Here is a 25,371-nt window from a genome sequence, read left to right on the forward strand (position 1 = left end):
AGGTTGGCGCGAACAGCGTCGCGCTGTTCGGGAGTCATATTATGCAGCTTTTCGCGGCGCTCCTGACGTTGGGCGATATCCTCTTTTATGAAGGCTTCTACCTCGGCTTTTTGTTCGTCAGTCAGCTTATCCATGGTTTTCTTAGCGTATTGCTCGTGGCGCTGCTGCCATTCCTGACGCCATTTTTCGTGAGCCTCGCGGCGCTGTTCCGGCGTCATTTTTTCCCATTCGGCGCGGCGCTGGGCCATCTTTTCGCGCTGCTCCGGCGTCAGCTGCGGTCTGCGGCGTTTTTCGCCGCGCGGAGCACGGTCGTTGTCGGCAGCGCTGTCCTCATGCAGAATAGCGTTTACGCGGTCGCGCATCGTCGGTTGTTTTGCGGAATTATCCGCCGGGTCGGCGGCGAAAGCGCTGGCGCACAATGCGGTTAAGATGGCGCCTGCCAATAAAGTTTTTTTCAAGTTCAACATAAAGAATCACTCCTCGTCTGTAAATTTTTTCTTGATTTTATTTTTAGGATGCCGGGTGCTGGACGCGCCCTGATTTTTGTTTTTGCTTTTTAACTTGCTCCTTGGATTGTCTTTATTGTACAGGACGATTATGACTTTTTTATGTTTTTTGGCGGCGTTTAAAAAAATTATTTTGGCCGGCGGTCATACTTTTAACACAAATTTGCGCTACGCTATTATATAATATAGAAGAAAGGAATAAGCAGACGGAAGCTGCGGAGATGACGCGAGTGAAAAAAATTTTAATCGCCGACGATAATAAGCAAATTACGACTATTCTTTCCAGCTATGCCAAGAAGGAGGGCTTGGGGCCCGTTATCGCTTTGGACGGAGCGGAGGCATTGGATAAATACGCCCGCTATCAGGACGAAATCGTTATGGTGCTGCTGGATGTGATGATGCCGCAGGTGGACGGCTTTGAGGTTTGCCGCCGTTTGCGGCGCGAATCCATGGTGCCGATTATTATGATTACGGCCCGCGGCGAGGATTACGATAAAATTATGGGGCTGGATATCGGCGCGGACGATTACGTTATCAAGCCCTTTTCCGCCAGCGAGGTGATGGCCCGGGTGCGGGCGGTGCTGCGGCGGATTCAGGCGCAGGAGCCTGCGGCGAAAAATGTTTTGACCTGCGCTAATCTTTTTATCAATTTGGATAAGTACGAGGTGCAGATAGACGGGCAGGAGGTGCCGCTGACCAAAAAGGAAATCGAGCTTTTGTGGACGCTGGCGAAAAATAATACTAAGGTTTTCAGCCGCGATAATCTTTTGGACAGCATTTGGGGCTACGATTATTTCGGCGACAGCCGCACCGTAGATTCCCATATTAAACGGCTGCGGGCTAAGGTAGATAAATTAGAGCATCCGGGATGGGAAATCAAAACCATTTGGGGCGTAGGCTACCGTTTTGAGATCAAGGCATAGGCGGGCATGATGAAAAATAAAATCGCTCTTAAACTGACGCTGTATTTTACGGCGGTGCTGCTGGTATTCGCGCTGATTATCGGCGGCGTGTTTTACGAATTTTTTAAGCAGCACACTATTGGCCTCAAGAAAAAAGAGATGACTATGCAGGCGCAAAAAATCGCCGAGGTTATCAGCGATAATATGGAGTTTTTAGAAAGGCGTTACGGAGATAATATTTCCAGCAGCCGTTTTATTAACTATTTGGATAATCTGACGCAGGAAATCGTTTGGGTGGTGGACAGCGAGCGGGGTTTGAATATCAATAAGGAGCGTATGCAGCGACAGATGCAGGCGCGTAAGCAGCGGGCGAGCCATCACGGACAGCGCGGCGGTATGGAAATGCCAGCGCCGCCCGTCGACCCCAAGGACGCTTATAATAAGCTGCCGCAGCATATCCGCGAAAAGGTGGAACAGGGTTTTACCGGGCAGCGCTTTATCATTGAAGAATATAACGACTGGCTGGATGGCATTATGCTGACGGTGGGCGAACCGGTTTATGATAAAAACGGCCAGGTCAAGGCTGTAGTGCTGCTGCATTCGCCGGTGCAGGGCATGCACGACGCAATTTGGGCGGGGCTGCGCATTTTGCTGCTGAGCGTGTTGGCAGCGCTGGCCTTGGGCATGGCGCTGAGCGTTATTTTGAGCTGGCGCTTTACGCGGCCCATGAAGCTGATGCGCAACAACGCGGAGCGTTTGGCCGAACGGGATTACGAAGTGCGCAACGATATCGCGCAAAAGGACGAGATAGGCGAGCTGGCGCACACGCTGGATATTTTAGCGCAGCGCCTGCAGCTGGCCGACGAGGAAAGCCAGAAGCTGGAAAAGCTGCGCCGGGAATTTATCGCCAATATTTCACACGAGCTGCGCACGCCGGTTACGGTTATCCACGGCAGCCTAGAGGCGCTGCGCGACGGCGTGGTGACGGACAAGGCGGAGGTGGACGAGTTCCACGAGCAGATGTATAATGAAAGCATTTTTTTACAGCGTTTGATTAACGATTTGCTTGATTTGTCGCGTTTGCAGAATACGGATTTTCCCATTGAAAAAGCGCCGCTGAATTTATGCGACGTGATTCAGGACGCGGCCCGCGGCTCGCGGCAGCTGGGCAAGGATAAAAATTTGCAGATTACTTCGCAGCTGGATACCGATTTATATATGGTCAACGGCGACTATGGTCGCTTGCGCCAGATGCTGATGATTTTTCTGCATAACAGTATTAAATTTTCGCCGGATGGCGGCGGCATTGAGCTGCGCTTGGAAAAATCCAAGCTGCAAATCATCGACCACGGCTGCGGCATTAAGCCGGAGGACGTGCCGCACGCGTTCGACCGTTTTTACAAGGCGCGCAACGAGCAGAATAAAAACGGCAGCGGGTTGGGCTTAGCCATCGCCAAGCAAATTGCGCTGCGCCACGATATGCAGCTGGAATTAACGAGCGAGGTGGGCAAAGGCACGACTATCACGGTAAATTTGCCGCCGCAGCTAAAGATGAAGGAGAATGATCATGACGAAGCTTAATTACGGCTGTCAGGGATTGACGGCGTTAATCAGCGGCGGTACGTCGGGCATTGGCTTGGCGGTGGCTGCCAAGCTGCTGGCCGACGGCGCGCGGGTGTATATTGCAGGGCGCAGCCAAAGGCGGGGCGAGCAGGCGGTGGCTGCCTTGCGGCAGCAAACGGGAGCGGAGGCAGTGTATATTGGCTGCGACGTGCGCAGCGCCGCTGATTGCCGCCGGGCGTTGGCGGAAATCGGCGTCTGCGAAGGGCGCGCGGACTGGACGCTGGATATTTTGGTCAACAGCGCGGGCGTATACAGGGAGCAGCGTTTGGAACAAATGTCGGAAGCAGACTATGCGGAAATTATGGACTGCAATGTGAAAGGTACGCTGCTTTTGACCCAGGCGGCGCTGCCGCGGATGTACGGGGGCGGCAGCATTGTTAATATTGCCTCGGACGCGGGTGTCAGCGGCAATTACGGCTGCCCCGTATACTGCGCCAGCAAGGGCGCGATCGTAGCGCTGACGCGGGCCCTGGCGCTGGACTTAGCTCCGTCCGTCCGCGTGAATTGTGTGTGCCCGGCGGATGTGGATACGCCGCTTTTGGCGCGGCAGCTGGTGGACGCGGACGAGAGCTATACGCTGGCCGATATGGCGGCGGCGTATCCCTTGGGACGCATAGGCCGCGCTGAGGAAATCGCTCATACGGTATGCAGCGTGGCGTCGCCAGCCAACAGCTTTATGACGGGCTCGGTGGTGACCGTCGACGGCGGCTTGACTGCGGGCTGATAAATAATTATATTGAAGAAAAATGAACGGCGGCTCTGTCTGAAGCGTAAGGTTTCAGGCAGAGCCGAATTTTCATATTTGCGCTTTTCTTCGGATGAGTAAAAAGTTTCAGAAAATAATTTACAATTGTGCCGACAAATGTTAAAATAAAGGCAGCGAAAGGAACGGTGATAATATGCTGACTTTAGAATTGCTGCAACGCATGCTTTTAGCCGCCGCTACAGAGCTGAAGGATAAAAGCATGATACTGTGCGAATTGGACGGCGTGGCCGGCGACGGCGACCACGGGCTGACCATCGGCAGGATGGCCGACGCGATTAAAGCAAAAATTGAGGCCAATGACAGCGCCGATATTAAGGAGCTGCTGGACGATTTATCCATGGCTTTTATGGGCGTGAACGGCGGCAGCGCAGGTCCGTTGTGGGGCACTGTTTTCGGCGGCTTTGCCGAGGGAGTGGACGAAGGCGTGACCTCGTTGGATACTGACGGTATACACAAAATGCTGGCGCAGGGCAAGGAAGACTTTATGGATATTTCCAAAGCCAAAATTGGCGACAAGACGATGGTGGACGCTTTGTATCCTGCTTTGGACGCAGGCCTGGCTGCCAGCGGCAGCGTTAAGGAAATTTTTGCCGCTATGGCGGAGGCTGCCTGCAAGGGTGCGGACGCTACTGCCGGAATGGTAGCGCGCTTTGGCCGCGCTAAGAATGTGGGCGAGCGCAGCCTGGGAACTAAGGACCCGGGCGCAGTATCCATGTCCATTTTATTTTCCTCGATGGCGTCAGCCTGTGAATAAGCTAGCGCATATGCTTGACAGTTAAGCAAAATAATATATCAACGGAGGCGTAATTATGCAGAAATTTATCAACAATCCCGAAAATCTTACCAGCGAATTATTGGAAGGCTTGGCTTTGTCCAATCCGGATATCATTTCCTTAGAGCAGGGCAACCTGGTGGTTAACAAAAAGCTGGCCGAGGCTGACCGCGTTACCATCGTTACCCTGGGCGGCACCGGCCATGAGCCTGCTATCAGCGGCTTTGTCGGCGAAGGCATGGTGGATATTTCCGTAGCCGGCAATATTTTTGCCGCACCGGGACCCCAGGCCTGCGTGGAAGCTATTAAAATGGCTGACAAAGGCCACGGCGTACTGTTCGTGGTTTTGAACCATGCGGGCGATATGCTGACCGGCAACCTGACCATGAAGCAGGTGAAGAAGCTGGGACTGAACGTCGTTAAGGTAGTTACCCAGGAGGATATTGCCAACGCTCCCCGCGAGAACGCCGACGACCGCCGCGGCCTGGTGGGCTGCGTGCCTCTGTACAAGGTAGCAGGCGCTGCTGCGGCAGCAGGCAAATCCTTGGAGGAGGTTGCCGCTATTGCGCAGAAGTTTGCCGATAATATGGCGACTATCGCTGTGGCTACCAAGGGCGCTACCCATCCTGCTACCGGTATGACCATTGCGCAGATTGAGGACGGCGTTATGGAGGTTGGCATGGGCCAGCACGGCGAAGGCGGCGGCGGCAGCCAGCCTATGAAATCCGCCGACGAAACTGCGGCCATTATGATGAATGCTCTGCTGGCAGACTTGAACGTACAAAGCGGCGAAAAGCTGCTGGTAATCATCAACGGCAGCGGCGCTACTACATTGATGGAGCAGCTGATTGTATTCCGCGCCTGCCACAAGCTGCTGGCTGAAAAGGGCATCGAAATTGTTGCCAGCATCGTAGGCGAGGTGCTGACCGTACAGGAGACCGCAGGCTTCCAGATGTGCATCGCCCGCATGGACGAGGAAATGCTGGGCTACTGGAACGCGCCCTGCCGCACTCCTTACTACAAAAACTAAGAACAGGCTTTGAAAGGCGAAGCAGGCTGCGGCAACAGCCGCCCTGCTGCCGCCGTTTGGGAGGATTTTAGATGGCTGATAAAGATGGTAATGTTTTAGCTAAGGATTACGGTATCGGCATTGAGCCGCCGCAGCGCCTTTTCCCCGTTAAGGGGCATCAGTGCGCCGGTTGGGGCATGCAGGGCCGTTTGTCCCAGATTTTTGGCGACGATGGCCGCACGATTATGCTGGCCTTTGACCATGGCTATATTATGGGTTCTACCGCCGGACTGGAGCGTTTGGATTTGGTTATTCCGCCGCTGCTGCCCTATGCGGACTGCCTGATGGCTACCCGCGGCGCGCTGCGCACATGCATTCCCGGCAATCACCGCAAGGCTGTGGCTCTGCGCTGCACTGCCGACACCAGCGTACTCAAGGACGATATGAGCTTTGGTTCTGCTAGCGTAGATATCGAGGACGCTATCCGCATGAACGCTTCCTGCATGGCCGTGCAATGCTTTGTGGGAGCTGCCGGCGAGCTGGATTCTTTGAAAACTCTGTCCTATTATGTAAATCAGGGCGAAAAATACGGCGTGCCTGTGCTGGGCGTAGTAGCCGTAGGCAAGGAAATGGAACGTACGACTCGTTACTTCTCCCTGGCTACCCGTTTGTTGGCAGAGCAGGGCGCGCATATCATTAAAACCTATTACTGCGATAATTTCGAGCAGATTACGGCTGCCTGCCCCGTGCCCATTGTGATTGCAGGCGGCAAGAAAATTCCTGAAAGCGAAGCTTTGGCGATGGCTTACCGCGCTGTCAACGAAGGAGCCGCCGGTGTGGATATGGGCCGCAACGTATTGCAGGCCGCCTGCCCCAGCGCTATGCTGCGTGCTATCCGTATGGTAGTACACGAAAACGCTAAGCCGGAAGAAGCATATCACGCTTATGAATTATGGCAGAAGGATGTGAAATAAATGAAAGAATTTATGCATGTGGGCGTGCCCACCGATATTGCCCGTGAAGGTGAAATTTATGCCGAAGGCATTAAAACCCATATTATCATCCCCGACACCAACGAATTCCATATCGAATATCTGCGCTTTGAGAAGGATACTCCTTTGCCGCAGGAATTGCAGACCATGGTGCATGTAGCCTATAAGGTGGACGATCTGGACAAGCAGCTGGCGGAAAACACGGTGGTTGTGGAGCCGTGGATGGCGGACGAGCATACCCGCATTGCTTTTGTCATGAAGGACGGCATTTTGTTTGAATTGATGGAAGAAGTTAAATAATGCTGCAGGCAGGAGAACGGGCACAGCTGATCGCTGCTGCCCGCTTATATTACGAGGAGGCGCTTACCCAGGCTCAGGTGGCTCAGCGTCTTGGCGTCTCGCGTCCTTCCGTCAGTAAGATGCTGACCCGTGCCAAAAAGCTGGGCATTGTCCGCATCGAGATTTGCGCCGGGGACGAGGGCGAAAGCAGTTTGCTGGAACGCTTACGCATACGATATGGCCTGGAGGGCGGCTGCGTGCTGCCCGCAGGCAGCAATCCCTGGCAGCAGACGGCGCGGTACCTGCTTTCTGAAACAGCTGCCGATGTGACCCTGGGCTTGGGCTGGGGCTACGCTTTAGGCGAAGCCGTCGTCAGGCTGGAGCGGGGCCGCTGGTACCAGCAGACGGGTAAGGTGCTGCCCTTGATAGGCGAGGCCCACTTCCCTCATAAGGGCTACCACCCCGACGCCTTGGCGCTGCTGTGGGCGGAAGCCAGCGGCCGCACTGCCTATAGCCTGGGCTGCAGCGCTTTCCCCGCCTCGGAGGAGGAACGGGAGGAGCTGGAGGGCAAGAGCGAGTTCCATCAGTTGGCTGGCTTATGGCAGCAGCTGGACGTGGCCGTAGTTGCCGTCAGCGGTTATCCCGGCGTGCCGGACGAGGGAACAGCTACACGCTTTGGCGATTCCTTGAGCAGGCAGCGCGCCGTCGGCAGCTTTTTGTCTTATTATTATAACGAGCGCGGGGAATTTATCAGCGGCAATAACGATTTTTGCCTGCATATTCCCATGGCGCAGCTGCGCCGCTGCCGCAAGCTGATCGGTGTTGGGGTGAACGCTGGCAGCAGAGCCTTAAAGGGCGCGTTGGCGACGGGGCTGTTTACCCATTTAGTTATCGGTGAGGAGCAGGCGCGCAGTTTGCTGTAGACTGTTTCAGACCGCAGGCAGGGCGGAGCGTTTCGCTGTGCCCTGCGGTTTTATTTTTTGAAACGGCGATATGTAAGCTTTTGAACATTATCGGCGGAGCAGAGAATAAATTCTTGAAAATAGCCCGACGGATATTTACATTCTGCAAGAAATATTATACAATCAATACAACTACAGCATACACTAAAAATGTAGGATGGAAGGATGGTAAACATGATTTCTTTGAAAAATTGCAAAATTAAGGCGCTGGCCGCCGGTTTGCTGCTGACCTTGGCTCTGGGCGTAACGGGCTGCGGCGGCAACGGCAAGGAAGCTCCCAAAAAAGCGGAGAAGGCCAACGTAGGCATTGTGCAGCTGGTTGAGCACGCCGCTTTGGACGCTGCCAATAAGGGCTTTGTAGAGGGTTTGGCTTCCAAGGGCTATAAGGAAGGCGAGAATATAGCCTTCGACCGGCAAAATGCCCAGGCAGACCAATCCAATCTGCAAAATATTGCGCACCGCTTTGTAAATAATAAGGTTAATCTGATCTGCGCTATCGCTACTCCGGCTGCGCAGACGGTGGCTAACGTAACCAGCGATATTCCTATTGTGGCTACGGCCGTAACCGACTATAAAACCGCTAAATTAGTTAAAGATAACGCTAAACCGGGCACCAACGTAACCGGTACTACCGATATGAACCCTGTGGAACAGCAGCTGGATTTGCTGCTGAAAATCGTGCCCAACGCTAAAGCCATCGGCACCATTTACTGCTCCAGCGAGGTTAATTCCCAGCTGCAGGTGGACATTCTGAAAAAAGCAGCCGCCGCTAAGGGCGTTACCGTAAGCGAGGCCACCGTTTCCAATGTCAACGACATTCAGCAGGCAGCACGCAGCTTGGTGGGCAAGGTGCAGGCTATTTATGTTCCGACCGATAACGTGCTGGCTTCCGCAATGCCTACCCTGGCAGTTGTTACTGAAGAGGCTAAGCTTCCCGTAATCTGCGGCGAGGGCGGCATGGTTAAGGCAGGCGGCTTGGCTACGTTGGGCGTGGATTATTACAAGCTGGGCTTCCAGGCAGGCGAAATGGCAGCAGATATTCTGAGCGGCAAGTCCAAACCCGCCGATATGGCAATTCAGGCGCAAAAGGAATTTACGGCTATCGTGAATATGAAGGAAGCTGAAAAAATCGGCCTGAAAGTGCCGGAGGATGTTCTGAAAAGCGCGGAAGTAATTAAATAAGCCTGTGGGCAAAACGGCGGTCTGATTTTGCAGTCCGTGCATAAGTCTGGAAAAAGATGCAGAAGTCTGTCATAGATGCCTATGGCAGACTTTCCTTTATGTATAAAGGAGTTTAACTATTTGCTACATATTTTTCGGCATAATGGTACTGCTTGTGCTATAATAAAGGCTATAAGAGATTTTGACGATGGAAGGATGTTCCTGATGATTGATTTGTTGATTCCCACAGTGGCGCAGGGCCTGCTTTGGGCGCTGATGGCTTTGGGTGTGTATGTAACATTCAGAGTGTTGGATATTGCCGATTTGACGGTAGAAGGCAGCTTCCCTTTGGGCGCGGCTACGGCTGCTTCCATGATGGTGGCCGGTTACGGCGTGATGCCGTCGCTATTGGCTGCGTTTATAACCGGTACGCTGGCCGGCGTTGCTACCGGCCTGCTGCATACGAAAATGAAGATTCCGGCGCTGCTGGCCGGTATTCTGACGATGATTGCCTTATATTCCGTGAATCTGCGCATTATGGGCAAGGCGAATTTGTCGCTGCTGGGCGTGGATACCTGCTTTAAAATTGCCCGCGAGACTTTGGGCGTGAATATGGCGCAAACCACGCTGTTGGTGGGCCTGGCCGCTACTGCTTTAGTGGGGCTGTTCCTGTACTGGTTCTTTGGCACGCAGATTGGCGCGGCTATTCGTGCGACCGGCTTCAATCAGCAGATGATCAGGGCGCAGGGCGTGGATACGGATGTGACCATTATTTTGGGCCTGCTGCTGAGCAACGGCTTGGTGGCTCTGTCCGGCGCGCTGGTGGCCCAGTCCAACGGCTTTTCCGACGTGGGCATGGGCACGGGCACTATCGTTATCGGCCTGGCCTCCGTTATTATCGGCGAGGTGCTGTTTGGCACGCGCAGCTTTAAAAATTGTTTGATTTCCGTAGTTTTGGGCTCCATAGTTTACCGCATAGTTATCGCTGCGGTTCTGGCTATGGGCATGCCGCCCAACGACCTCAAGCTGTTTACTTCCGTATTGGTGGCTCTGGCTTTGTCCATGCCGCTGATTAAGGCTAAGCTGAGCGGCAGAAAGGCGGTGCGGTAAATGCTGCAGGTAGATAATATTTATAAAACCTTTTTCCCTGGGACGATTAATGAGAAGCGCGCTTTGCAGGGACTGACCCTGAATTTGCAGCCGGGCGATTTTGCTACGGTTATCGGCGGCAACGGCGCGGGCAAATCCACGACGCTGAACGCTATTGCCGGCGTATTCCCGGTGGATTCCGGCAGAATCGTTATCGACGGCGAGGATATTACGAAAAAGCCTGAGCATAAACGGGCTAAGTATATCGGCCGCGTTTTTCAGGACCCTATGCTGGGCACGGCTGCCGGTATGATGATTGAAGAAAATTTGGCTTTAGCCGCTCGCCGCGGCGAAACGCCGGGCTTGGGCTGGAGCCTGTCCAGCGACCAGCACGACCGCTTTTACGAGCTGCTGAAGGAGCTGGATTTGGGCCTGGAGGAGCGCATGACGGCTAAGGTGGGCCTGCTTTCCGGCGGCCAGCGCCAGGCGCTGACTCTTTTGATGGCTACCTTGAAGAAGCCCAAGCTGTTGCTTTTGGACGAGCATACGGCTGCTTTGGACCCGAAAACTGCCGCTAAGGTGCTGGCTTTAACGGAAAAGATTGTTACCCGCGACCAATTGACCACGCTGATGATTACCCATAATATGCGCGACGCGCTGCGTTATGGCAACCGTTTGATAATGCTGCATAACGGACGCATTATTATCGATGTACAGGGTGAGGAAAAACGGCATTTGCAGATACCGGATCTGTTGGCTATGTTTGAAAAAGCCAGCGGTTCGGAGATGGCCAGCGATCGTTTACTGTTAGGCTAAGGCTGTATGCCGATAAGTATTTCAATAAACATTTGTATATTTTAACAATACGATAGTGCTAAAAAGCAGTGGTTTACCTGCTTTTGTTGTGATATATTATCGATATCGATAATATATAGAAGAAAATAAATAAATTTTAGAAGAAAAAGACTTGATAATTTTGCGATTCGTGGTACACTTTAAATAAGTGCCTGATGAGTTTAAGAATGTTTATTGCAAATTAACCGAAAGGCGGTGCAGAACAATGCAGGAAGAAATCAAGCTTATTGGTCGCAGAATAAGGTTGCTGCGGACGGCTAAGAATTTAACTCAAACTAAGTTGGCAAAGGCAATGGAAATTTCACAAACGCATTTATGCAATATTGAATGCGGTCGTGTGCCCGTTACCCTTCCGAATCTCTTGAAGCTTCATAACTTATTGGAGTGTAATATGAGCAGCTTTTTTGTTGATTTGGATCAACAGCCTGATACGAAGGATCAGGATATCAGTTTGGATGAGGTGCTGCAGGTCGTTAAGCTGTTGAAGCAAAGAAAGTAAACAGAGAATTTATTTTGCTTTATGGCAAATTGCGGAAATATAAAAACTGGCGTAGGCTTTCGGGCTTACGCCAGTTTGCTTTATGCGTATTAGATGGCCTGCAAATGCGAATGCCTGCTTGCGGTGCGGCGGTGAATATACTATAATATTGATGTATGTAACGTGCGCCAGCAAGGGCGTCGCAAGCGAAGGGAGAGGGACGTATGGCTTATGTTGCGCTGTACCGCAAATGGCGGCCGCAGAATTTTGACGCGCTGGTAGGGCAGCAGCCTGTTAAAACGGCGCTGACCAACGCTTTGACCAGCGGACGGATAGCTCACGCCTATTTGTTCGCCGGGCCGCGAGGTACGGGCAAGACCAGCACGGCGCGTATCTTAGCGAAGGCGCTGAACTGCGAGCAGGGGCCGACTCCCGCTCCCTGCGGCTGCTGCGATAATTGTGTGCGCATTGCCGCCGGGACGTCCATGGATGTGTTTGAAATCGACGCGGCCTCCAACCGCGGCATCGACGAGATTAAGGCCCTGCGCGACCAGCTGGCCTTTACGCCGGTGGACTGCCGCTACAAGGTATATATTATCGACGAGGTGCATATGCTGACCACCGAGGCCTTCAACGCTTTGCTGAAAACCTTGGAGGAGCCTCCGGCCCACGTTATTTTTATTCTGGCGACGACGGACCCGCATCGGATTCCGGCTACCATTCATTCCCGCTGCCAGCGTTTTGATTTCCGCAGAGTGACGGTGGACGAAATTGCCGAGCATTTGGCTTTGGTAGCCGAAGGCAGCGGCATTGCGGCAGATGCCGAGGCTTTGCGGCTGATTGCCATTCAGTCCGAGGGCGGTATGCGCGACGCGCTGAGCCTGTTGGACCAGTGCGGCGTAATGGCTAAGACGGTGACGGTGGACGTAGTGCGCGAGGTGCTGGGCATCGTGGGGCGCGAAGCGCTGCGGGAGCTGGTGGGCGCTATAGGACGGCAGGATTTGGCGGCCGCTTTAGGCAAGCTGAACCAGCTTTTGGAGCAGGGCAAGGACGTGGGGCAGGTGCTGACGGAGCTGGCGGAATACTTGCGCGCTTTGCTGCTGTATCAGGCGGTGCCTGGTTATGACGAGGTTTATTTAACGGATACGCAGGAAGCCTTTCAGGCTCTGTCGCCGCTTTTTGCCCGCGACCGCCTGCTGGCGGCGGAGGAACGCCTGCATGCCGCCGTGCTGGAGCTCAAGGGGACGCTGCGGCCGAAGATTACGGCGGAGCTGTGTCTGCTGGATTTGTGCCGCATCGAGGGCAGCACGCTGGCGGCGCTGACGGCCAGAGTGGAGCAGCTGGAACGGCGGCTTGCCGGAAGCGCGGCTGTGCAGCCTGCGCCTTTTTCAGTCGCAGTTGAAGCAGAAAGTACGGAGAAGCAGTCACAGCCTAAAGCTCAGCCTGCTTTTGTGCCGCCTGTCGGCGCTAAGCTGTATACCGGGCCGGAGCTTCCGCCGGAAGCGGGGCAGGACGATGGGCCTACGGCGGAGGAATTAGAGCAGCTGTCGTCTGCGCCGCCGGTGAATAACCGTCCGGCAGCAGCTAAAACGATTCCTACTCCTAAAGCGAGCGCAGCGTCGCAGAAGCCTGCGCCGCAAGCTACGGTGCAGCCTGCCGCGCAGCCAATGGCAGCAGGCGAGGAATACGGCGGCGATTGGGCGGCTGGCGACGATTTTTGGAAGCAGACCCTGGAGCTGGTGCGTTCGGAAAAGAAAATGTCCATGTATTCCTGCGCCAAGGACGGGCGGGTCTACAGCTTTAGCAACGACGTGCTGGTGGTGGCCTTTAAAGCGCCCTTTAAAAGCGAGCGTATGAATAAGGACGATTTCCGCAGCTATTTTGAGGAAATATTGCTGCGGCTGGCGCGCAGGCCGCTGCGGCTGCAGTGCGCGGCGGAAGCCAGCCTGCGTGGTTCAGGCGGGCCTGCTGCGGGAACGAAGGCGCAGCCTGCGCCTCCCAAAAAAGAACAGGCGCAGCCGGCCGCTCCGCGGCAGCTGCCGGATAATCTGCGCAAGGCTATGGACGCTTTCGGCGGCACGATAACCGAGCTGTAATGGGATATGATGCTTTGTGATGCACAAGGCTCAATATAAATATTAAGCAATTAACGTATATTAAGGAGGAATTTTATTATGTTTCTTGGTGGCATGGGTAATATGCAGGCAATGATGAAAAAGGTGCAGAAGATGCAGGCCGATATGGCAAAAATGCAGGAGGATTTGAAAAGCCGTACTGTAGAGGCTTCTGTGGGTGGCGGCGCCGTAACCGTCGTAGTCAATGGCAAGAAGGAGCTGAAGTCTATTAAAATCGCTCCTTCCGCTGTGGATCCGGAGGATGTGGAGATGCTGGAGGATATGCTGCTGACCGCCGTTAACGACGCTATGAAGCAAATTGACGAAATGACGGAAAAGGAAATGGCTAAGGTTACAGGCGGTATGAAGCTGCCCGGCATGTTCTAAAATGGCAAGAATGATCAGGCCGCTGGCTAATCTGTACGAGCAGCTGCGGCGGCTGCCGGGCGTAGGCTCGAAAACGGCCATGCGCCTGGCCTATCATATTATCGATATGCCTGCGGAGGAAGTGCGGCAGCTGGCGGAGGCTTTGAACGGAGCCAAGCAGCATATTCATTACTGCAGCCAGTGCTATAACCTGACGGACGGCGAGCTGTGCGAAATCTGCGGCGCGCCCGACCGCGACAGGCATATTATCTGCGTAGTGGAGCAGCCCCAGGATATTGCCGCCATGGAGCGCAGCCGCGGCTATAACGGGCTGTACCATGTGCTGCATGGGGTGCTGTCGCCCTTGGACGGCGTTGGCCCAGACAAGCTGCGCATCAGGGAGCTGTTCCAGCGCCTGCAAAGCGAAACGGTCAGCGAAATTATTATTGCTACCAATTCCGATGTGGAGGGCGAGGCTACGGCTACCTATCTGGCCCAGCTTCTGAAGCCCCTTGGCATAACTGTCAGCCGCATTGCTCACGGCCTGCCCATGGGCGGCGATTTGGAATATGTGGATGAAGTTACGCTGTCCAAGGCTTTGGAAAATAGAAGGGCTATGTAAAGAGGTGTACTGATAAATGGAAATGTTGGAGGGGATTGCCGCCAGCGCAGGACTGGGGCCGTTGGGCGCTTTAGGGCCGCTGCTGGTAGGCGTAGTGCTGCTGCTGCTCGTGGTCAAGCTGCTTTCCATGCCCTTTAAGCTGGTGTGGAACGGTATCTGCGGCGCGCTTTTGCTGTGGGTGGTTAACCTTTTGGGCTCCTTTGTGGGGTTCGGACTAAAGATTACCGTTATTAAAGCGCTGATTGCCGGCTTCTTTGGGGTTCCCGGCGCAGCGGCAGTTATTTTATTTGAAATATTTGGCAAGTAAGCAGATTCCCTGTGGAGCGCAGCGCTTCGCAGGGATTTTTGTTATTATTGTAACCCTTTAGCAAATATAATGTATACACGGCAATAATACTGTATACAATCAGACTTTTACGTTTTACTCTGTTATAATTTAAAACAGGAAAAAGATTACATTTTTATTAGGGGGTTGTCAAAGTGAATTTATCTACAAAAATTTTGATTGGTCTGGCTCTCGGTATTATCGCCGGTTTAGAGCTGGGCGCTGAGGGCGCAGGCTTCGCCAAAGCCTGGATTGGGCCTTTAGGCACTATCTTCATGAACATGATCAAAATGGTCATTGTTCCGCTGGTATTTTCCAGCCTGGTTATCGGTGTGTGCAGCTTAGGCGATATTAAAAAGGTTGGCCGCATCGGTATCAAAACTCTCGCTTATTACCTGTCCACCACCGCCTTCGCTATCGTTATCGGTCTGGCAATCGGCACCGTTATGCAGCCTGGCGTAGGCCTGACGCTGCCGGTTGAAACTACTAAGGTTGCCGCTAAAGCCGCTCCTCCGATTATGAAGGTTATCGTGGACATTTTCCCGACCAATCCGATGGAAGCAATGCTGAAGGCTAATATGCTGCAAATCATCGTTTTCTCCCTGTTCATTGGCGTGGGCATTACCGCCGTGGGCGAAAAGGCCGATTATTTAAAGCATACTATTAACGGTTTAGCGGAAGTTTCCTATAAAATCGTCGGCATCATTATGGCTGTAGCTCCTATCGGCGTATTTGGTTTGATTACTCCCGTTGTGGCAGCCAACGGTCCCGCTGTACTGCTGCCTTTGCTGAAGGTTGTCATCGCCGTATACTTGAGCTGCTTGCTGCATGCAATCTTTGTCTATGGCGCAATGCTGAAATTTATTGGCAACACCGATGTTGTGAAATTTGCTAAGGGCATCGCTCCCGCTTCTTTGATGGCATTCAGCTCCTGCTCCTCCGGCGGCACGCTGCCCCTGACTATGAGCTGCGCGCAGAAATTGGGCGTATCCAAAGAAGTTTCCAGCTTCGTTCTGCCCTTGGGCGCTACCATTAACATGGACGGCACCGCCGCCTACCAGGGCGTATGCGCTCTGTTCATCGCCCAGCTGTACGGCATCGACCTGACCGGCGCGCAGTACTTCACCATCATCGTTACCGGTACCTTGGCGTCTATCGGTACCGCAGGCGTTCCCGGCGCAGGCTTCATCATGCTGACCATGATTCTGACCGCTTTGGGTCTGCCTTTGGAGGGCTCCGCTCTGATTGCTGGCATCGACCGTATTCTGGATATGCCGCGTACCTCCGTTAATATTACCGGCGACGCAGCAGTTGCTTTCCTGGTTGACAAGAGCGAAAGAGCTAAGGCTAAAGAGCCTCTGTACTGATTTTCATACTGTCTTTCCCTGGCGTCGTTCGCTTTTTGCGGGCGGCGCCTTTCCTTTACTTCTTTGCTGCAATATCATGATAATTTTCCTAAATAATGGTGTAAAGCAGCTTGATTTTTGTTATAATGTAGATGAGAAGACAAAGGAGGCTGAGCCATGAAAATAGAATTTACGAAAATGCACGGAGCTGGCAACGATTACGTTTATGTGGACTGCACTAAGCAGGAGCTGCCGCATCCGGAAATTATTTCTGAATACGTCAGCCCCAGACGTTTCAGTATCGGCAGCGACGGTCTTATCTGCATCTGCAAATCCGACGTCGCCGATTTTAAAATGCGTATGTTCAATGCGGACCATTCCGAGGGAAAGATGTGCGGTAACGGCATTCGCTGCGTAGCGAAATTTGTTTATGACAAAGGTCTGACGGATAAGAATCCGGTGACGATTGAAACGCTGTCCGGCATAAAAACTATTGAAATGAAGATAGAGGAGGGAAAGGTTGTGTCAGCGAAGGTGGATATGGGTAAGCCGATTTTTAAGGCTACAGAAATTCCCATGAATTGCGATCATTATATTTTTGTGGACCAGGGCTTGGTGCTGGACGATAACCATGACGATGTGACCAAGGAAAAGGTGGTTTTCAACGGCACTGCCATTTCCATGGGTAATCCTCATTTCGTAACCTTTGTGGACGATGTGGACTCGCTTAAGCTGGAGGAAATAGGGCCTTTGTTCGAGCATCACAAGCTGTTCCCCGAAGGCGTAAATACTGAATTTGTGCAGGTCATCGATAAAAATACCGTTAAGTTCCGCGTATGGGAGCGGGGCAGCGGCGAAACCTGGGCCTGCGGCACGGGAGCCAGCGCTGTGGCCGTAGCCAGCATTATGCTGGGACGCGCCGGTAAAAAGGGCGAACCGCTGACGGTTATCGCTAAGGGCGGCACCTTGCAGGTTACGCACGCGCTGAACGACCATGTTTTCCTGGAGGGCGAGGCCGTGGAGGCCTTTACCGGTACGGTAGAAATTCCTGACGAGCTTGTTAAATAAAGCGAAGGCTTCAAGCGCCTTCCGCCTGCGGGCGGCGGGCGCTTGCCATTCGTTTTTTATAATTTATATTTTATATTCAATGGGGGTTTATAAGTAAAATGGCATTTGTTAATGAAAATTACTGCAATCTGAAAGAGAGCTATCTTTTTGCCGATATTGCGCATAAGGTGAACGCTTATGCCGAGGCTCATCCTGATAAGAAAATTATTCGCCTGGGCATCGGCGACGTTACGCTGCCGCTGGCGCAGTGCGTAGTGGACGCTATGGCCAAGGCCGTAGCGGAAATGGGCGTGCAGGCTACCTTCCGCGGTTACGGCCCGGAGCAGGGCTACGGCTTTCTGCATGAAGCGCTGGTAAAATATTACGCTTCCTTCGGCGTAAGCCTGGCCAGCGACGAAATTTTTATCAGCGACGGCGCTAAGAGTGATTGCGGTAATATTACCGATATTTTCAGCAATGCGAACACGATTCTGATTCCTGACCCGGTGTATCCCGTTTATCTGGATACTAACGTGATGTGCGGCCGCAAAATTATTTATATGGAAGGCAAACCGGAAAACGACTTCCTGCCCATGCCGGACGACAGCGTGCAGGCCGACGTTATTTATCTGTGCTCGCCCAACAATCCCACCGGCGCTGCCTATACTAAGGAGCAGCTGGAAAAATGGGTGGCTTATGCCCTGAAAAACGACGCCGTTATTCTGTACGACGCCGCTTACGAGGCCTTTGTCAGCAACCCGGCTATTCCCCGCAGTATTTTTGTCATCGAGGACGCGAAGAAGTGCGCCATCGAGCTGTGCTCCCTGTCCAAGACCGCAGGCTTTACCGGCACTCGCTGCGGCTATACCGTAGTGCCCCACGCTTTGGTGCGCAAGACTAAAGACGGCAAGGATATGGAGCTGAATAAAATGTGGCTGCGCCGTCAGACTACGAAGTTCAACGGCGTGCCCTATATCATTCAGCGCGGCGCCGAGGCTGTGTTCAGCGAAGAGGGCGTTAAGCAATGCCGCGAAAACATCACTTATTATCAGGAAAACGCGCGTATTATGATGGCCGGCTTTGACAAAGTAGGCATTAAATATTACGGCGGCGTACATTCCCCGTATATTTGGCTGCAATGCCCCAACGGCATGAGCTCCTGGGAATTCTTTGACTTCCTGCTGGAAAAGCTGCAGGTAGTAGGCACCCCGGGCGCAGGCTTTGGCCGCATGGGCGAGGGCTATTTCCGCCTGACCGCTTTCGGCAGCCGCGAAAATACCGTCGAGGCTATGGAGCGCATTGTCAACGGTCTGAAATAAGGAAACCGTTTGGCAACAGAGCAGTATAATAAAATAAGCTGAAACAAAAATAAGGCCGTACCTTTTTATTGATGGTACGGCCTTTGTACATCTTTATTTTTGCCGCTGCAGGGACAGAGGCAGCTCCAGCCCGTAGTTCTGCAGCAGCTCCTGATTGGCAAGGATGGCGGCGGTTGGGCCGTCGTAAACTATTTGCCGCTTAAAGAATTTTCCTATAAGGCAGGCCCCGTTCCCAGAAGAATTACGGCGGCGCTGCCCAATAATCCAGAAACGACGGTACCCCGGGCGGAGTCTGAATTTTTAAAGCTGTAATCGGGAAGCGGCGCTATGGTTTCCTGTACGGCGGCTGCTTGTCCGTGGAAGGCTGTGCTGGCGTTCAGTTCATCAGTACCGGCAATTTGCAGCAACGACCATTCCAATCCGTCGGGCTTATCGGAAGCGCCCAGGGAGAAGGTTTCGCTGCGCTGAAAGCATACATTGCGCCTGCTACGGCAGGGTTTACTAAAGCGTCTGCCATGTGCATGATGTGTTTCCTCCTTGGGATTATACGGGACTGAGCCCGTAGCTTTATCTGCGCTCATTATAGCACCTTGGGTGCGCTTAAAGTCAAGAGGGAGGATAAGCCTGAAAAATATGTAAAGAATGGGCGCTATTGCTTGCCTGCCGTCGCGTAAAAGATTATAATAAAAGAATAGTCGAAAGCCTGAGCGACAGGATGTTTTTAAGAAGGCTTGAGGAGGAATATTCCATGAAAAAAATATTTATACTGGCCGTAACGGTTATGATGCTGGCCGTAAGCGCTGTTTGCAGCGCGGCAAGCGGCAAGTCTTTGGATGCGGAGGAGGCTGCCGTGGATAAATTCATCAACGGCGGTAATTTCAAGGCTGCCAGCGCGGTGATGTCCGCTAATATGCAGTCTAATTGGGACGAAGCAGCCTATAATAATATGCTGGAGCAGGTGCAGAAGAATTTTGGTAAGCTGACTACCAACCGTCTGCGCGTTATCGAAAAGCTGGACGATGCCGATGTGCTGACTTATCAGGTAGTTTCGGAAAAAATCCCTGTAGCCCGCTTCGTTTATGTTTTTGTAGTAAACGGGGACAAACCGCTGCTGAATGAGTTTGAAATTCTGTTACCGCAGCAGAAGGAAGCGGCGGCCGAGCAGAAATAAGCGCTTTAAAATAAGCAGATAATGGGAAGCCAGTTGGCAGCGCTAGGCGGCGCTGCTAACTTTTTATAGGAGAGAAGTTATGGCAGATAAGTTTTTGATAATTGACGGCAGCAGCCTGATTCACCGGGCGTTTTTTGCGCTGCCTCCCTTGATGAGCCGTCAGGGCGTACACACGGGCGCTGTTTACGGCCTGTGCAATATGCTGCTCAAGCTTTTGGACGAGGTGCAGCCGCGTTATATGGCGGTAGCCTTCGATAAATCACGCAAAACCTTCCGCACGGAAATGTACGCAGCTTATAAGGGCCAGCGCAAGCCTACGCCCAGCGAGCTGTCCGAGCAGTTTCCTTTGGCTATGAGGGTTTTGGACAGCCTGGGCATCCACACGCTGGAGCTGGATAATTACGAGGCCGACGATATTATCGGCACCTTTGCCGTGCATGCGCCCCAGGACGTGGAGGTTATTATCGTTACCGGCGATCGGGACGAGCTGCAGCTGGTGGATAAGCGCACCAAGGTTTATTATACCAAGCGCGGCATCAGCGATATCCAGATATTTGACGAGGCGGAATTTGCCGCAGCTTACGAAGGCTTGGAGCCTAAGCAGCTCATCGAGCTGAAAGGCTTGATGGGCGATACGTCGGATAATATTCCCGGCGTGCCCGGTGTGGGGCCTAAAACGGCCTTGAAGCTGATTAAGGAATACGGCACGGTGGCTAATGTGCTGGCGAATACCGATAAAGTAACGGCCAAGGCCTTGAAGGCTAAGCTGGAAGCCAATAAGGAATCGGCTCTGCTGTCCCAGCAGCTGGCGACCATCTGTACCGATGCGCCTGTGGACAGCAGCGTGGCTAATTATGAGCTGGCTCCCGTTAAGGAGGAAGCCCGCACGCTTTTGCAGGATTTGGAATTCCGCAATATGTACGAGCGCTTTGCCGCCGTTTTGGGCGGCGAGCAGCACAGCTTCGATTTGTTTGGCGAAACGGTGGAGCAGGAATCTGCGCCCGTGGTGCTGGTTAAGACTGCGGAGCAGGCGGAAAATTTATTTGCCGCTTTGCGTCAGGCGAAGGCTGCGGCGCCGGTAGTAGCGCAGACGGCTGGCACGCTGCCGGAGCTGTATTTTACAAGAGCGGAAATACTCTTAGAGAATACGGTGTATGTGCTGAACGCAGCCAGCGGCTGCTGGCCGCAGTTTGACCAATGGCTGGCCGACGGCAGCTGCCGCAAGCAGACTGTGGACAGCAAGGAGCTGTATAAATGCTGCCTGTGTCGCGGCGTGAAGGCGCAGGGCATTGTGGACGACGCTGCCCTGGCGGCCTATGTGGCCGAACCCGGCCATAGCTCCTATGCTTTGGATGATTTGTGCAAGCGTTACTTGAATAATATTTTGCCCAACGACAGCGAAAATCTGGCTCAGCTTTTAGCGCTGCTGCGGCAGGAGCTGGAACAGCGGGAGCAGGTCAAGCTGTACGAGGAGCTGGAGCTGCCCCTGGCGGCGGTGCTGGCGCAGATGGAATATTATGGCATTATGCCGGACATGGAGCTGTTGAGCCAGCTTAACGAGGATATGAGCTTTAGAATCAGCCGCTTGGAGCGCTTGGCCGAGGAGCAGGCTGGCGAAAGCTTTAACCTGAAATCGCCTAAGCAGCTGGGCGTGGTGCTGTTCGAGCATTTGCAGCTGCCGGTTATCAAAAAGACTAAAACAGGCTATTCCACCGACGTTAAGGTGCTGGAGGCTTTGGCAGGCAAGCATCCGCTGATTAGCACTATTCTGGAGCACCGCAAGCTGGCCAAGCTGCAATCCACCTATCTGGAAGGCTTGAAGCCCTTGGTCAACAGCAAGACGGGACGTATCCATACGCATTTTCAGCAGACGGTAACGGTGACGGGGCGCTTGTCCAGCACCGACCCCAATTTGCAGAATATACCCACGCGCACGGAGGAAGGCAAGCAGATTCGCCGCATTTTTGTGCCGGGAGCAGGCTTCGATTGTTTGATGAGCTGCGACTATTCCCAGGTGGAGCTGCGCATTTTGGCCTGCATCGCTCAGGACAGGCTGCTGCTGGAATCCTTCCGCCATGGGCAGGACGTGCATGCCCGCACGGCGGCGGAGGTTTTTGGCGTGCCCTTGGAGCAGGTGACCAGCGAAATGCGCGGCCGCGCTAAGGCCGTTAACTTCGGCATCGTTTACGGCATCAGCGATTTTGGCCTAGCCAATCAGCTGCAGGTGTCCCGCAAGGAGGCTGCAGGCTATATTGAAAGCTATTTTGCCCGCTATACAGGGGTTAAGCAATATATGGAAAGTATTGTGGCGAAGGCTAAGGAGCAGGGCTATGTCAGCACACTCATGGGGCGTCGCCGCTATCTGCCGGATATTAACCACAGCAACTTCAACCTGCGCAGCTTTGCCGAGCGCACGGCCATCAATACTCCTGTTCAGGGAACGGCGGCCGATATCATGAAGCAAGCGATGATTGCCGTGGCACGGGCCTTGGAGCAGGCAGGCTGCCGCAGCCGTATACTTTTGCAGGTACACGACGAGCTGGTGCTGGAAGTAGTTAATGAGGAAAAGGAGCAGGTGGCGGAGCTGGTGCGCACAGCTATGGAGGGAGCCGCCTCTTTAGAGATACCCCTGCTGGCCGAGGTCAACTTCGGTGTCAACTGGGCGGAAACGAAGTAAGCAAAGGAGACTGATTATGCCGGAAATGCCTGAAGTGGAGCAGGTCAGGAAAACGCTGGCTCCGCACATAGAAGGAAAAACCATTACCACCGTTGAGGTGTATTTGGACAGATTGATTAAGCATCCCAGTCCGCAAGAATTTGTGGAAGGACTGGTGGGCAAAACCATCAGCCATGTGGGACGCAAAGGTAAATATCTGGTGCTGACTACGGATAAGGAGCAGCGGCTCATCGTGCATCTGCGTATGACGGGAGCGCTGCTGGCGCAAAGCAGCGACGCGCCGGAGCCTGCCTATGCCAAAATAAAATTTACGCTGACAGGCGGCGTAACCATGTGGTTCACGGATATCCGTACCTTTGGCACGTTGTATTTAGTCACTAACGGAGACGTTTATATCGAAGGCTATGAAACGCTGGGGCCGGAACCCTTGAGCTCAGGATTTACGGCGGATTATCTGGCTCCCTTGGCGCAGAAGAGTCGCAAAGCCATTAAAAGCTTTATTTTAGACCAGCGCGTTATCGCGGGTCTGGGTAATATTTACGCCGACGAATGCCTGGCGCTGTCCGGCATTCTGCCCATGCGCCCGGCCAATACGCTGACGCGGCAGGAAATAGACGCTTTGTGCGCGGCGGTTAATGCCGTTATTGCGCAGGGAATTAAAAATCGCGGCACTACCTTCCGCGATTATAAGGATGGCGAAGGCAATAAGGGCAATAATCAAAATCATTTGCTGGTTTATGGCCGCGGCGGCCAGCCCTGCAAAAGCTGTGGTCAGGCATTGAGCACGGCTAAGGTGGGCGGACGCGGCACGGTGTATTGCGCCCAGTGCCAAAAATAGGAGCATAATATGGTTATTATCGGATTAACGGGAGGCATAGCCTCCGGCAAAAGTACGGTGTCGGCAGAGCTGCGGAAAATGGGCGTGCCGGTGTTCGACGCCGACGCGGAGGCGCGCAGCGCCGTAAATAAGGGCAGTGAAGGACTAGCGCTGGTGGCCGCAGCCTTTGGCAGCGATTATCTGACAGATGTCGGCGAGCTGGACAGAGCGAAGGTGTCGGAGCTGGTTTTTCACGATAAGCAGGCTTTAAAGACACTGGAAAGTATTATTCATAAAATAGTTTGGCAAAGAGCCGAAAGCTTTTTGCAGGACTGCCGCGAAGCCAAGCAGCAGGCGGCAGTCTTGGACGTGCCGCTGCTTATCGAAACCGGCTGGCACAGGCAGGTGGACTGCGTGTGGCTGGTGGCTGTGAGCCGCCGCCAGCAGATAGAGCGTGCCATGCTGCGCAGCGGTATGACGGAAGAAGAAGTGACCGCTCGCATCGAAGCGCAGATGCCGCTGGCTGAAAAAAAGCAATATGCCGACGTAGTGTTGGACAACAGCGGCAGCCTGGAGCAAACTATTGCCGCAGTACATAAAGAGCTGGCCAAGCTTTTAGGTGACGGCAGTGGGCGTTAGACGCAGAATCAGACGCCGTCGGCGCAGGCTGGACTGGCGTCCCTGGCTGGTGCTGGGAGCAGTTGTGCTGGCAGTGCTTTGGGGCTGCTGGCGCGTGTGGAACAGCGACGCGGTACAGATGCGTTTTGTTTACATGTGGGATTATCAGCAGGATATAGTGACCTACAGCCGCAGAAATAAGGTAGACCCTTTTTTGGTAGCGGCCATTATCAAAAATGAAAGCAATTTTGAGCATAAGGCTGTTTCCGGCGTGGGGGCCGTGGGCTTAATGCAGATTATGCCGGAAACAGGACGCTGGATAGCAGAGCAAATGGGGTTGGAGGAGTATAAGGACAGCGACCTGTACCAGACCAAGACGAATATCCGCATGGGCTGCTGGTATTTAGGCGAGCTGGAGCATGAGTTCAAGAATAATATGGCCCTGGTGATGATTGCCTATAACGCCGGACGTGGGCAGACACACGAGTGGATGGAAAAGAACGGCTGGGATTATGACTTCAATGATATCAAGGCCATACCCTTTCCCGATACGCGGGAATACGTGAGCCGGGTGCTGCAGGACCGGGATAAATATTATTTGCTGTACAAGGATAAAGTGCGCTAAAAAGCTGTTGACAAGCAGCTTTCTTTGTGCTATTATATCTATGTTGCTTATGGCGGCAGCAAAAGAATAAAGAATGCGGTAGTGGCGGAACGGCAGACGCGCTAGCCTCAGGAGCTAGTGGGGGCGACCCCGTGGAGGTTCAAATCCTCTCTACCGCACCATTTTTTTATTCACAGGTTTTTACTCCAAAGACGCGGTCGTGGTGGAACGGCAGACACGCTACTTTGAGGGGGTAGTGAGGGAGACCTCGTATGGGTTCAAATCCCATCGACCGCACCAAAAATACCATAAAATAAGGCTTTGTAAGGCGTTGTACATTATTGTGCAACGTCTTTTTTGTGTGCTGTAAAGTGCTACTTACAGTTTTTGTGTCTTTGCAATAGCTGAAAGAAGCAGGTCAATTACGCTACTTTCATGTTATTTTGTGTTATTATTCTCAAAAACGAGGGGAGGTAATTGTAAAAAGATTGTGAAATAATTTTTCTGTTAAGGAGATTTAGACAATGCAGTTTATTTATCTCAAGAAAAAGTTTATGCAGCGGAATTATGCAAAAAAACTTAACCGAGAACACGCTCACATCCTACGAGTATTTTCTAAAGTCTCTAGAAAAGTATCTACAATCTATAGGACGGTTAAACAGTATGGAGCGGGTAACAGCAGGAGACATAAGAGGGTACTTTGTAGAAGCCAGCAAGACGATGAAAGGCATAACGCAGGAAGGCTATTATAGACGGCTAAAGACATTCTTTTCCTGGTTAGCAACGCGCACACCCAAGGTGTCCAGTTCGTCGGGGTAGTGGCCAGCACGTCGAGGTAGGCCTGAGCCAGCTTTTGCATTATCGGCTCCAATAATTTTGTATCGGCGTTTTTGTTCCAAAAGGCGCAATACTTAAAATGTATAGGTTCGCCATTGTCGTAAAGCTGCGCTA

General features: G+C 53.0%; 27 protein-coding genes and 2 tRNA genes. 27 read left to right on the forward strand and 2 right to left on the reverse strand.

Annotation, left to right across the window (positions count from 1 at the left end; genetic code table 11):
* On the reverse strand, positions 1 to 467 hold a 467-nt coding region (locus QZ105_RS01635; RefSeq protein ID WP_293728109.1), incomplete at its 3' end, for a hypothetical protein.
* Between the two features lie 269 nt (positions 468 to 736).
* Between QZ105_RS01635 and QZ105_RS01640 the strand changes: the two genes are divergently transcribed.
* The 19 genes from QZ105_RS01640 to QZ105_RS01730 all read left to right on the forward strand — a co-directional run bounded on the left by QZ105_RS01640 (position 737) and on the right by QZ105_RS01730 (position 18,533).
* Positions 737 to 1,429 carry a response regulator transcription factor gene (locus QZ105_RS01640; protein WP_366935954.1) on the forward strand — a complete coding sequence of 231 codons (693 nt, stop codon included), beginning with the start codon at positions 737 to 739 and terminating at the stop codon, positions 1,427 to 1,429.
* Positions 1,430 to 1,435: 6 nt separating this feature from the next.
* The gene (locus tag QZ105_RS01645; protein WP_293728111.1) at positions 1,436 to 2,989 is read left to right on the forward strand and encodes an ATP-binding protein; all 1,554 of its coding nucleotides are present in this window, start codon (positions 1,436 to 1,438) and stop codon (positions 2,987 to 2,989) included.
* A complete protein-coding gene (locus QZ105_RS01650) occupies positions 2,976 to 3,755 on the forward strand; it encodes an SDR family oxidoreductase (protein WP_293728112.1) in 780 nt (259 codons plus the stop codon). The genes QZ105_RS01645 and QZ105_RS01650 overlap by 14 nt, the downstream gene beginning before the upstream one ends.
* 175 nt (positions 3,756 to 3,930) lie before the next feature.
* Positions 3,931 to 4,551 carry a dihydroxyacetone kinase subunit DhaL gene (gene dhaL / locus QZ105_RS01655; RefSeq protein ID WP_293728113.1) on the forward strand — a complete coding sequence of 207 codons (621 nt, stop codon included), beginning with the start codon at positions 3,931 to 3,933 and terminating at the stop codon, positions 4,549 to 4,551.
* A gap of 55 nt (positions 4,552 to 4,606) precedes the next feature.
* Positions 4,607 to 5,599, forward strand: coding sequence for a dihydroxyacetone kinase subunit DhaK (locus QZ105_RS01660; RefSeq protein WP_293728114.1), 993 nt, complete (start codon positions 4,607 to 4,609; stop codon positions 5,597 to 5,599).
* A gap of 71 nt (positions 5,600 to 5,670) precedes the next feature.
* Positions 5,671 to 6,552 (forward strand): 3-hydroxy-5-phosphonooxypentane-2,4-dione thiolase, encoded by an 882-nt coding sequence (gene lsrF, locus QZ105_RS01665; RefSeq protein ID WP_293728115.1) that lies wholly within the window; start codon positions 5,671 to 5,673, stop codon positions 6,550 to 6,552.
* On the forward strand, positions 6,553 to 6,870 hold the full coding sequence (locus tag QZ105_RS01670) for a hypothetical protein (protein WP_293728116.1): 318 nt from the start codon (positions 6,553 to 6,555) through the stop codon (positions 6,868 to 6,870).
* Positions 6,870 to 7,772 (forward strand): sugar-binding domain-containing protein, encoded by a 903-nt coding sequence (locus tag QZ105_RS01675; protein ID WP_293728117.1) that lies wholly within the window; start codon positions 6,870 to 6,872, stop codon positions 7,770 to 7,772. The genes QZ105_RS01670 and QZ105_RS01675 overlap by 1 nt, the downstream gene beginning before the upstream one ends.
* Positions 7,773 to 7,985: 213 nt before the next feature.
* Positions 7,986 to 8,993: an ABC transporter substrate-binding protein gene (locus QZ105_RS01680; RefSeq protein ID WP_366935957.1), complete on the forward strand. Its 1,008-nt coding sequence runs from the start codon at positions 7,986 to 7,988 to the stop codon at positions 8,991 to 8,993.
* A gap of 207 nt (positions 8,994 to 9,200) precedes the next feature.
* Positions 9,201 to 10,082: an ABC transporter permease gene (locus QZ105_RS01685; protein ID WP_366935958.1), complete on the forward strand. Its 882-nt coding sequence runs from the start codon at positions 9,201 to 9,203 to the stop codon at positions 10,080 to 10,082.
* Complete coding sequence (locus QZ105_RS01690) at positions 10,083 to 10,877, forward strand: ABC transporter ATP-binding protein (RefSeq protein ID WP_293728120.1); 795 nt, start codon at positions 10,083 to 10,085, stop codon at positions 10,875 to 10,877.
* 244 nt (positions 10,878 to 11,121) lie between these two features.
* Entirely contained in the window at positions 11,122 to 11,415 is a 294-nt protein-coding gene (locus QZ105_RS01695; RefSeq protein WP_293728121.1) for a helix-turn-helix transcriptional regulator, read from the forward strand.
* A gap of 203 nt (positions 11,416 to 11,618) precedes the next feature.
* A complete protein-coding gene (dnaX, locus tag QZ105_RS01700; protein WP_293728122.1) occupies positions 11,619 to 13,490 on the forward strand; it encodes a DNA polymerase III subunit gamma/tau in 1,872 nt (623 codons plus the stop codon).
* 78 nt (positions 13,491 to 13,568) lie between these two features.
* On the forward strand, positions 13,569 to 13,895 hold the full coding sequence (locus QZ105_RS01705; protein WP_293728123.1) for a YbaB/EbfC family nucleoid-associated protein: 327 nt from the start codon (positions 13,569 to 13,571) through the stop codon (positions 13,893 to 13,895).
* Between the two features lies 1 nt (position 13,896).
* Positions 13,897 to 14,496 (forward strand): recombination mediator RecR, encoded by a 600-nt coding sequence (gene recR / locus QZ105_RS01710; protein ID WP_293728124.1) that lies wholly within the window; start codon positions 13,897 to 13,899, stop codon positions 14,494 to 14,496.
* A 16-nt stretch (positions 14,497 to 14,512) separates the two neighbouring features.
* Complete coding sequence (locus QZ105_RS01715; RefSeq protein WP_293728125.1) at positions 14,513 to 14,803, forward strand: pro-sigmaK processing inhibitor BofA family protein; 291 nt, start codon at positions 14,513 to 14,515, stop codon at positions 14,801 to 14,803.
* 173 nt (positions 14,804 to 14,976) lie between these two features.
* A complete protein-coding gene (locus QZ105_RS01720; protein WP_293728126.1) occupies positions 14,977 to 16,188 on the forward strand; it encodes a dicarboxylate/amino acid:cation symporter in 1,212 nt (403 codons plus the stop codon).
* Between the two features lie 162 nt (positions 16,189 to 16,350).
* Positions 16,351 to 17,235, forward strand: a complete 885-nt coding sequence (gene dapF, locus QZ105_RS01725) for a diaminopimelate epimerase (RefSeq protein ID WP_366935959.1) — start codon at positions 16,351 to 16,353, stop codon at positions 17,233 to 17,235.
* Between the two features lie 98 nt (positions 17,236 to 17,333).
* On the forward strand, positions 17,334 to 18,533 hold the full coding sequence (locus QZ105_RS01730) for an LL-diaminopimelate aminotransferase (RefSeq protein WP_293728128.1): 1,200 nt from the start codon (positions 17,334 to 17,336) through the stop codon (positions 18,531 to 18,533).
* Positions 18,534 to 18,745: 212 nt separating this feature from the next.
* Here QZ105_RS01730 and QZ105_RS01735 read toward each other — a convergent pair whose 3' ends face one another.
* Positions 18,746 to 19,114 (reverse strand): PDGLE domain-containing protein, encoded by a 369-nt coding sequence (locus tag QZ105_RS01735; protein ID WP_293728129.1) that lies wholly within the window; start codon positions 19,112 to 19,114, stop codon positions 18,746 to 18,748.
* Positions 19,115 to 19,281: 167 nt separating this feature from the next.
* Here QZ105_RS01735 and QZ105_RS01740 point away from each other — a divergent pair, with 167 nt between their 5' ends.
* The 8 genes from QZ105_RS01740 (at position 19,282) to QZ105_RS10500 (ending at position 25,239) form a co-directional block, all read left to right on the forward strand.
* Positions 19,282 to 19,704, forward strand: coding sequence for a hypothetical protein (locus QZ105_RS01740; protein ID WP_293728130.1), 423 nt, complete (start codon positions 19,282 to 19,284; stop codon positions 19,702 to 19,704).
* 79 nt (positions 19,705 to 19,783) lie between these two features.
* A complete protein-coding gene (gene polA, locus QZ105_RS01745; protein ID WP_293728131.1) occupies positions 19,784 to 22,381 on the forward strand; it encodes a DNA polymerase I in 2,598 nt (865 codons plus the stop codon).
* 16 nt (positions 22,382 to 22,397) lie between these two features.
* Positions 22,398 to 23,219 (forward strand): bifunctional DNA-formamidopyrimidine glycosylase/DNA-(apurinic or apyrimidinic site) lyase, encoded by an 822-nt coding sequence (mutM, locus tag QZ105_RS01750; RefSeq protein ID WP_293728132.1) that lies wholly within the window; start codon positions 22,398 to 22,400, stop codon positions 23,217 to 23,219.
* 9 nt (positions 23,220 to 23,228) lie between these two features.
* Positions 23,229 to 23,837, forward strand: a complete 609-nt coding sequence (coaE, locus tag QZ105_RS01755) for a dephospho-CoA kinase (RefSeq protein WP_293728133.1) — start codon at positions 23,229 to 23,231, stop codon at positions 23,835 to 23,837.
* On the forward strand, positions 23,827 to 24,441 hold the full coding sequence (locus QZ105_RS01760; protein WP_293728134.1) for a lytic transglycosylase domain-containing protein: 615 nt from the start codon (positions 23,827 to 23,829) through the stop codon (positions 24,439 to 24,441). The genes coaE and QZ105_RS01760 overlap by 11 nt, the downstream gene beginning before the upstream one ends.
* A gap of 75 nt (positions 24,442 to 24,516) precedes the next feature.
* Positions 24,517 to 24,602, forward strand: a tRNA-Leu gene (locus QZ105_RS01765).
* Between the two features lie 32 nt (positions 24,603 to 24,634).
* A tRNA-Leu gene (locus tag QZ105_RS01770) sits at positions 24,635 to 24,720 on the forward strand.
* 267 nt (positions 24,721 to 24,987) lie between these two features.
* The gene (locus QZ105_RS10500; protein ID WP_366935955.1) at positions 24,988 to 25,239 is read left to right on the forward strand and encodes a site-specific integrase; all 252 of its coding nucleotides are present in this window, start codon (positions 24,988 to 24,990) and stop codon (positions 25,237 to 25,239) included.
* Positions 25,240 to 25,371 lie beyond the last annotated feature (132 nt).

The organism is uncultured Phascolarctobacterium sp., assembly GCF_905212365.1.
In the GTDB taxonomy this organism is placed as follows: Bacteria; Bacillota; Negativicutes; order Acidaminococcales; family Acidaminococcaceae; genus Phascolarctobacterium_A.

Excerpts from the sequence above, each read along its gene's own strand:
- lsrF (WP_293728115.1), top strand. The coding sequence starts at position 5,671 with ATGGCTGATAAAGATGGTAATGTTTTAGCTAAGGATTACGGTATCGGC.
- coaE (WP_293728133.1), top strand. The coding sequence starts at position 23,229 with ATGGTTATTATCGGATTAACGGGAGGCATAGCCTCCGGCAAAAGTACG.
- dnaX (WP_293728122.1), top strand. The coding sequence starts at position 11,619 with ATGGCTTATGTTGCGCTGTACCGCAAATGGCGGCCGCAGAATTTTGAC.
- mutM (WP_293728132.1), top strand. The coding sequence starts at position 22,398 with ATGCCGGAAATGCCTGAAGTGGAGCAGGTCAGGAAAACGCTGGCTCCG.
- QZ105_RS01645 (WP_293728111.1), top strand. The coding sequence starts at position 1,436 with ATGATGAAAAATAAAATCGCTCTTAAACTGACGCTGTATTTTACGGCG.
- QZ105_RS01715 (WP_293728125.1), top strand. The coding sequence starts at position 14,513 with ATGGAAATGTTGGAGGGGATTGCCGCCAGCGCAGGACTGGGGCCGTTG.
- QZ105_RS10500 (WP_366935955.1), top strand. The coding sequence starts at position 24,988 with ATGCAAAAAAACTTAACCGAGAACACGCTCACATCCTACGAGTATTTT.
- polA (WP_293728131.1), top strand. The coding sequence starts at position 19,784 with ATGGCAGATAAGTTTTTGATAATTGACGGCAGCAGCCTGATTCACCGG.
- QZ105_RS01660 (WP_293728114.1), top strand. The coding sequence starts at position 4,607 with ATGCAGAAATTTATCAACAATCCCGAAAATCTTACCAGCGAATTATTG.
- QZ105_RS01675 (WP_293728117.1), top strand. The coding sequence starts at position 6,870 with ATGCTGCAGGCAGGAGAACGGGCACAGCTGATCGCTGCTGCCCGCTTA.
- recR (WP_293728124.1), top strand. The coding sequence starts at position 13,897 with ATGGCAAGAATGATCAGGCCGCTGGCTAATCTGTACGAGCAGCTGCGG.
- QZ105_RS01695 (WP_293728121.1), top strand. The coding sequence starts at position 11,122 with ATGCAGGAAGAAATCAAGCTTATTGGTCGCAGAATAAGGTTGCTGCGG.
- QZ105_RS01740 (WP_293728130.1), top strand. The coding sequence starts at position 19,282 with ATGAAAAAAATATTTATACTGGCCGTAACGGTTATGATGCTGGCCGTA.
- dhaL (WP_293728113.1), top strand. The coding sequence starts at position 3,931 with ATGCTGACTTTAGAATTGCTGCAACGCATGCTTTTAGCCGCCGCTACA.
- QZ105_RS01735 (WP_293728129.1), bottom strand. The coding sequence starts at position 19,114 with ATGAGCGCAGATAAAGCTACGGGCTCAGTCCCGTATAATCCCAAGGAG.
- QZ105_RS01705 (WP_293728123.1), top strand. The coding sequence starts at position 13,569 with ATGTTTCTTGGTGGCATGGGTAATATGCAGGCAATGATGAAAAAGGTG.
- QZ105_RS01730 (WP_293728128.1), top strand. The coding sequence starts at position 17,334 with ATGGCATTTGTTAATGAAAATTACTGCAATCTGAAAGAGAGCTATCTT.
- QZ105_RS01670 (WP_293728116.1), top strand. The coding sequence starts at position 6,553 with ATGAAAGAATTTATGCATGTGGGCGTGCCCACCGATATTGCCCGTGAA.
- QZ105_RS01690 (WP_293728120.1), top strand. The coding sequence starts at position 10,083 with ATGCTGCAGGTAGATAATATTTATAAAACCTTTTTCCCTGGGACGATT.
- QZ105_RS01650 (WP_293728112.1), top strand. The coding sequence starts at position 2,976 with ATGACGAAGCTTAATTACGGCTGTCAGGGATTGACGGCGTTAATCAGC.
- QZ105_RS01680 (WP_366935957.1), top strand. The coding sequence starts at position 7,986 with ATGATTTCTTTGAAAAATTGCAAAATTAAGGCGCTGGCCGCCGGTTTG.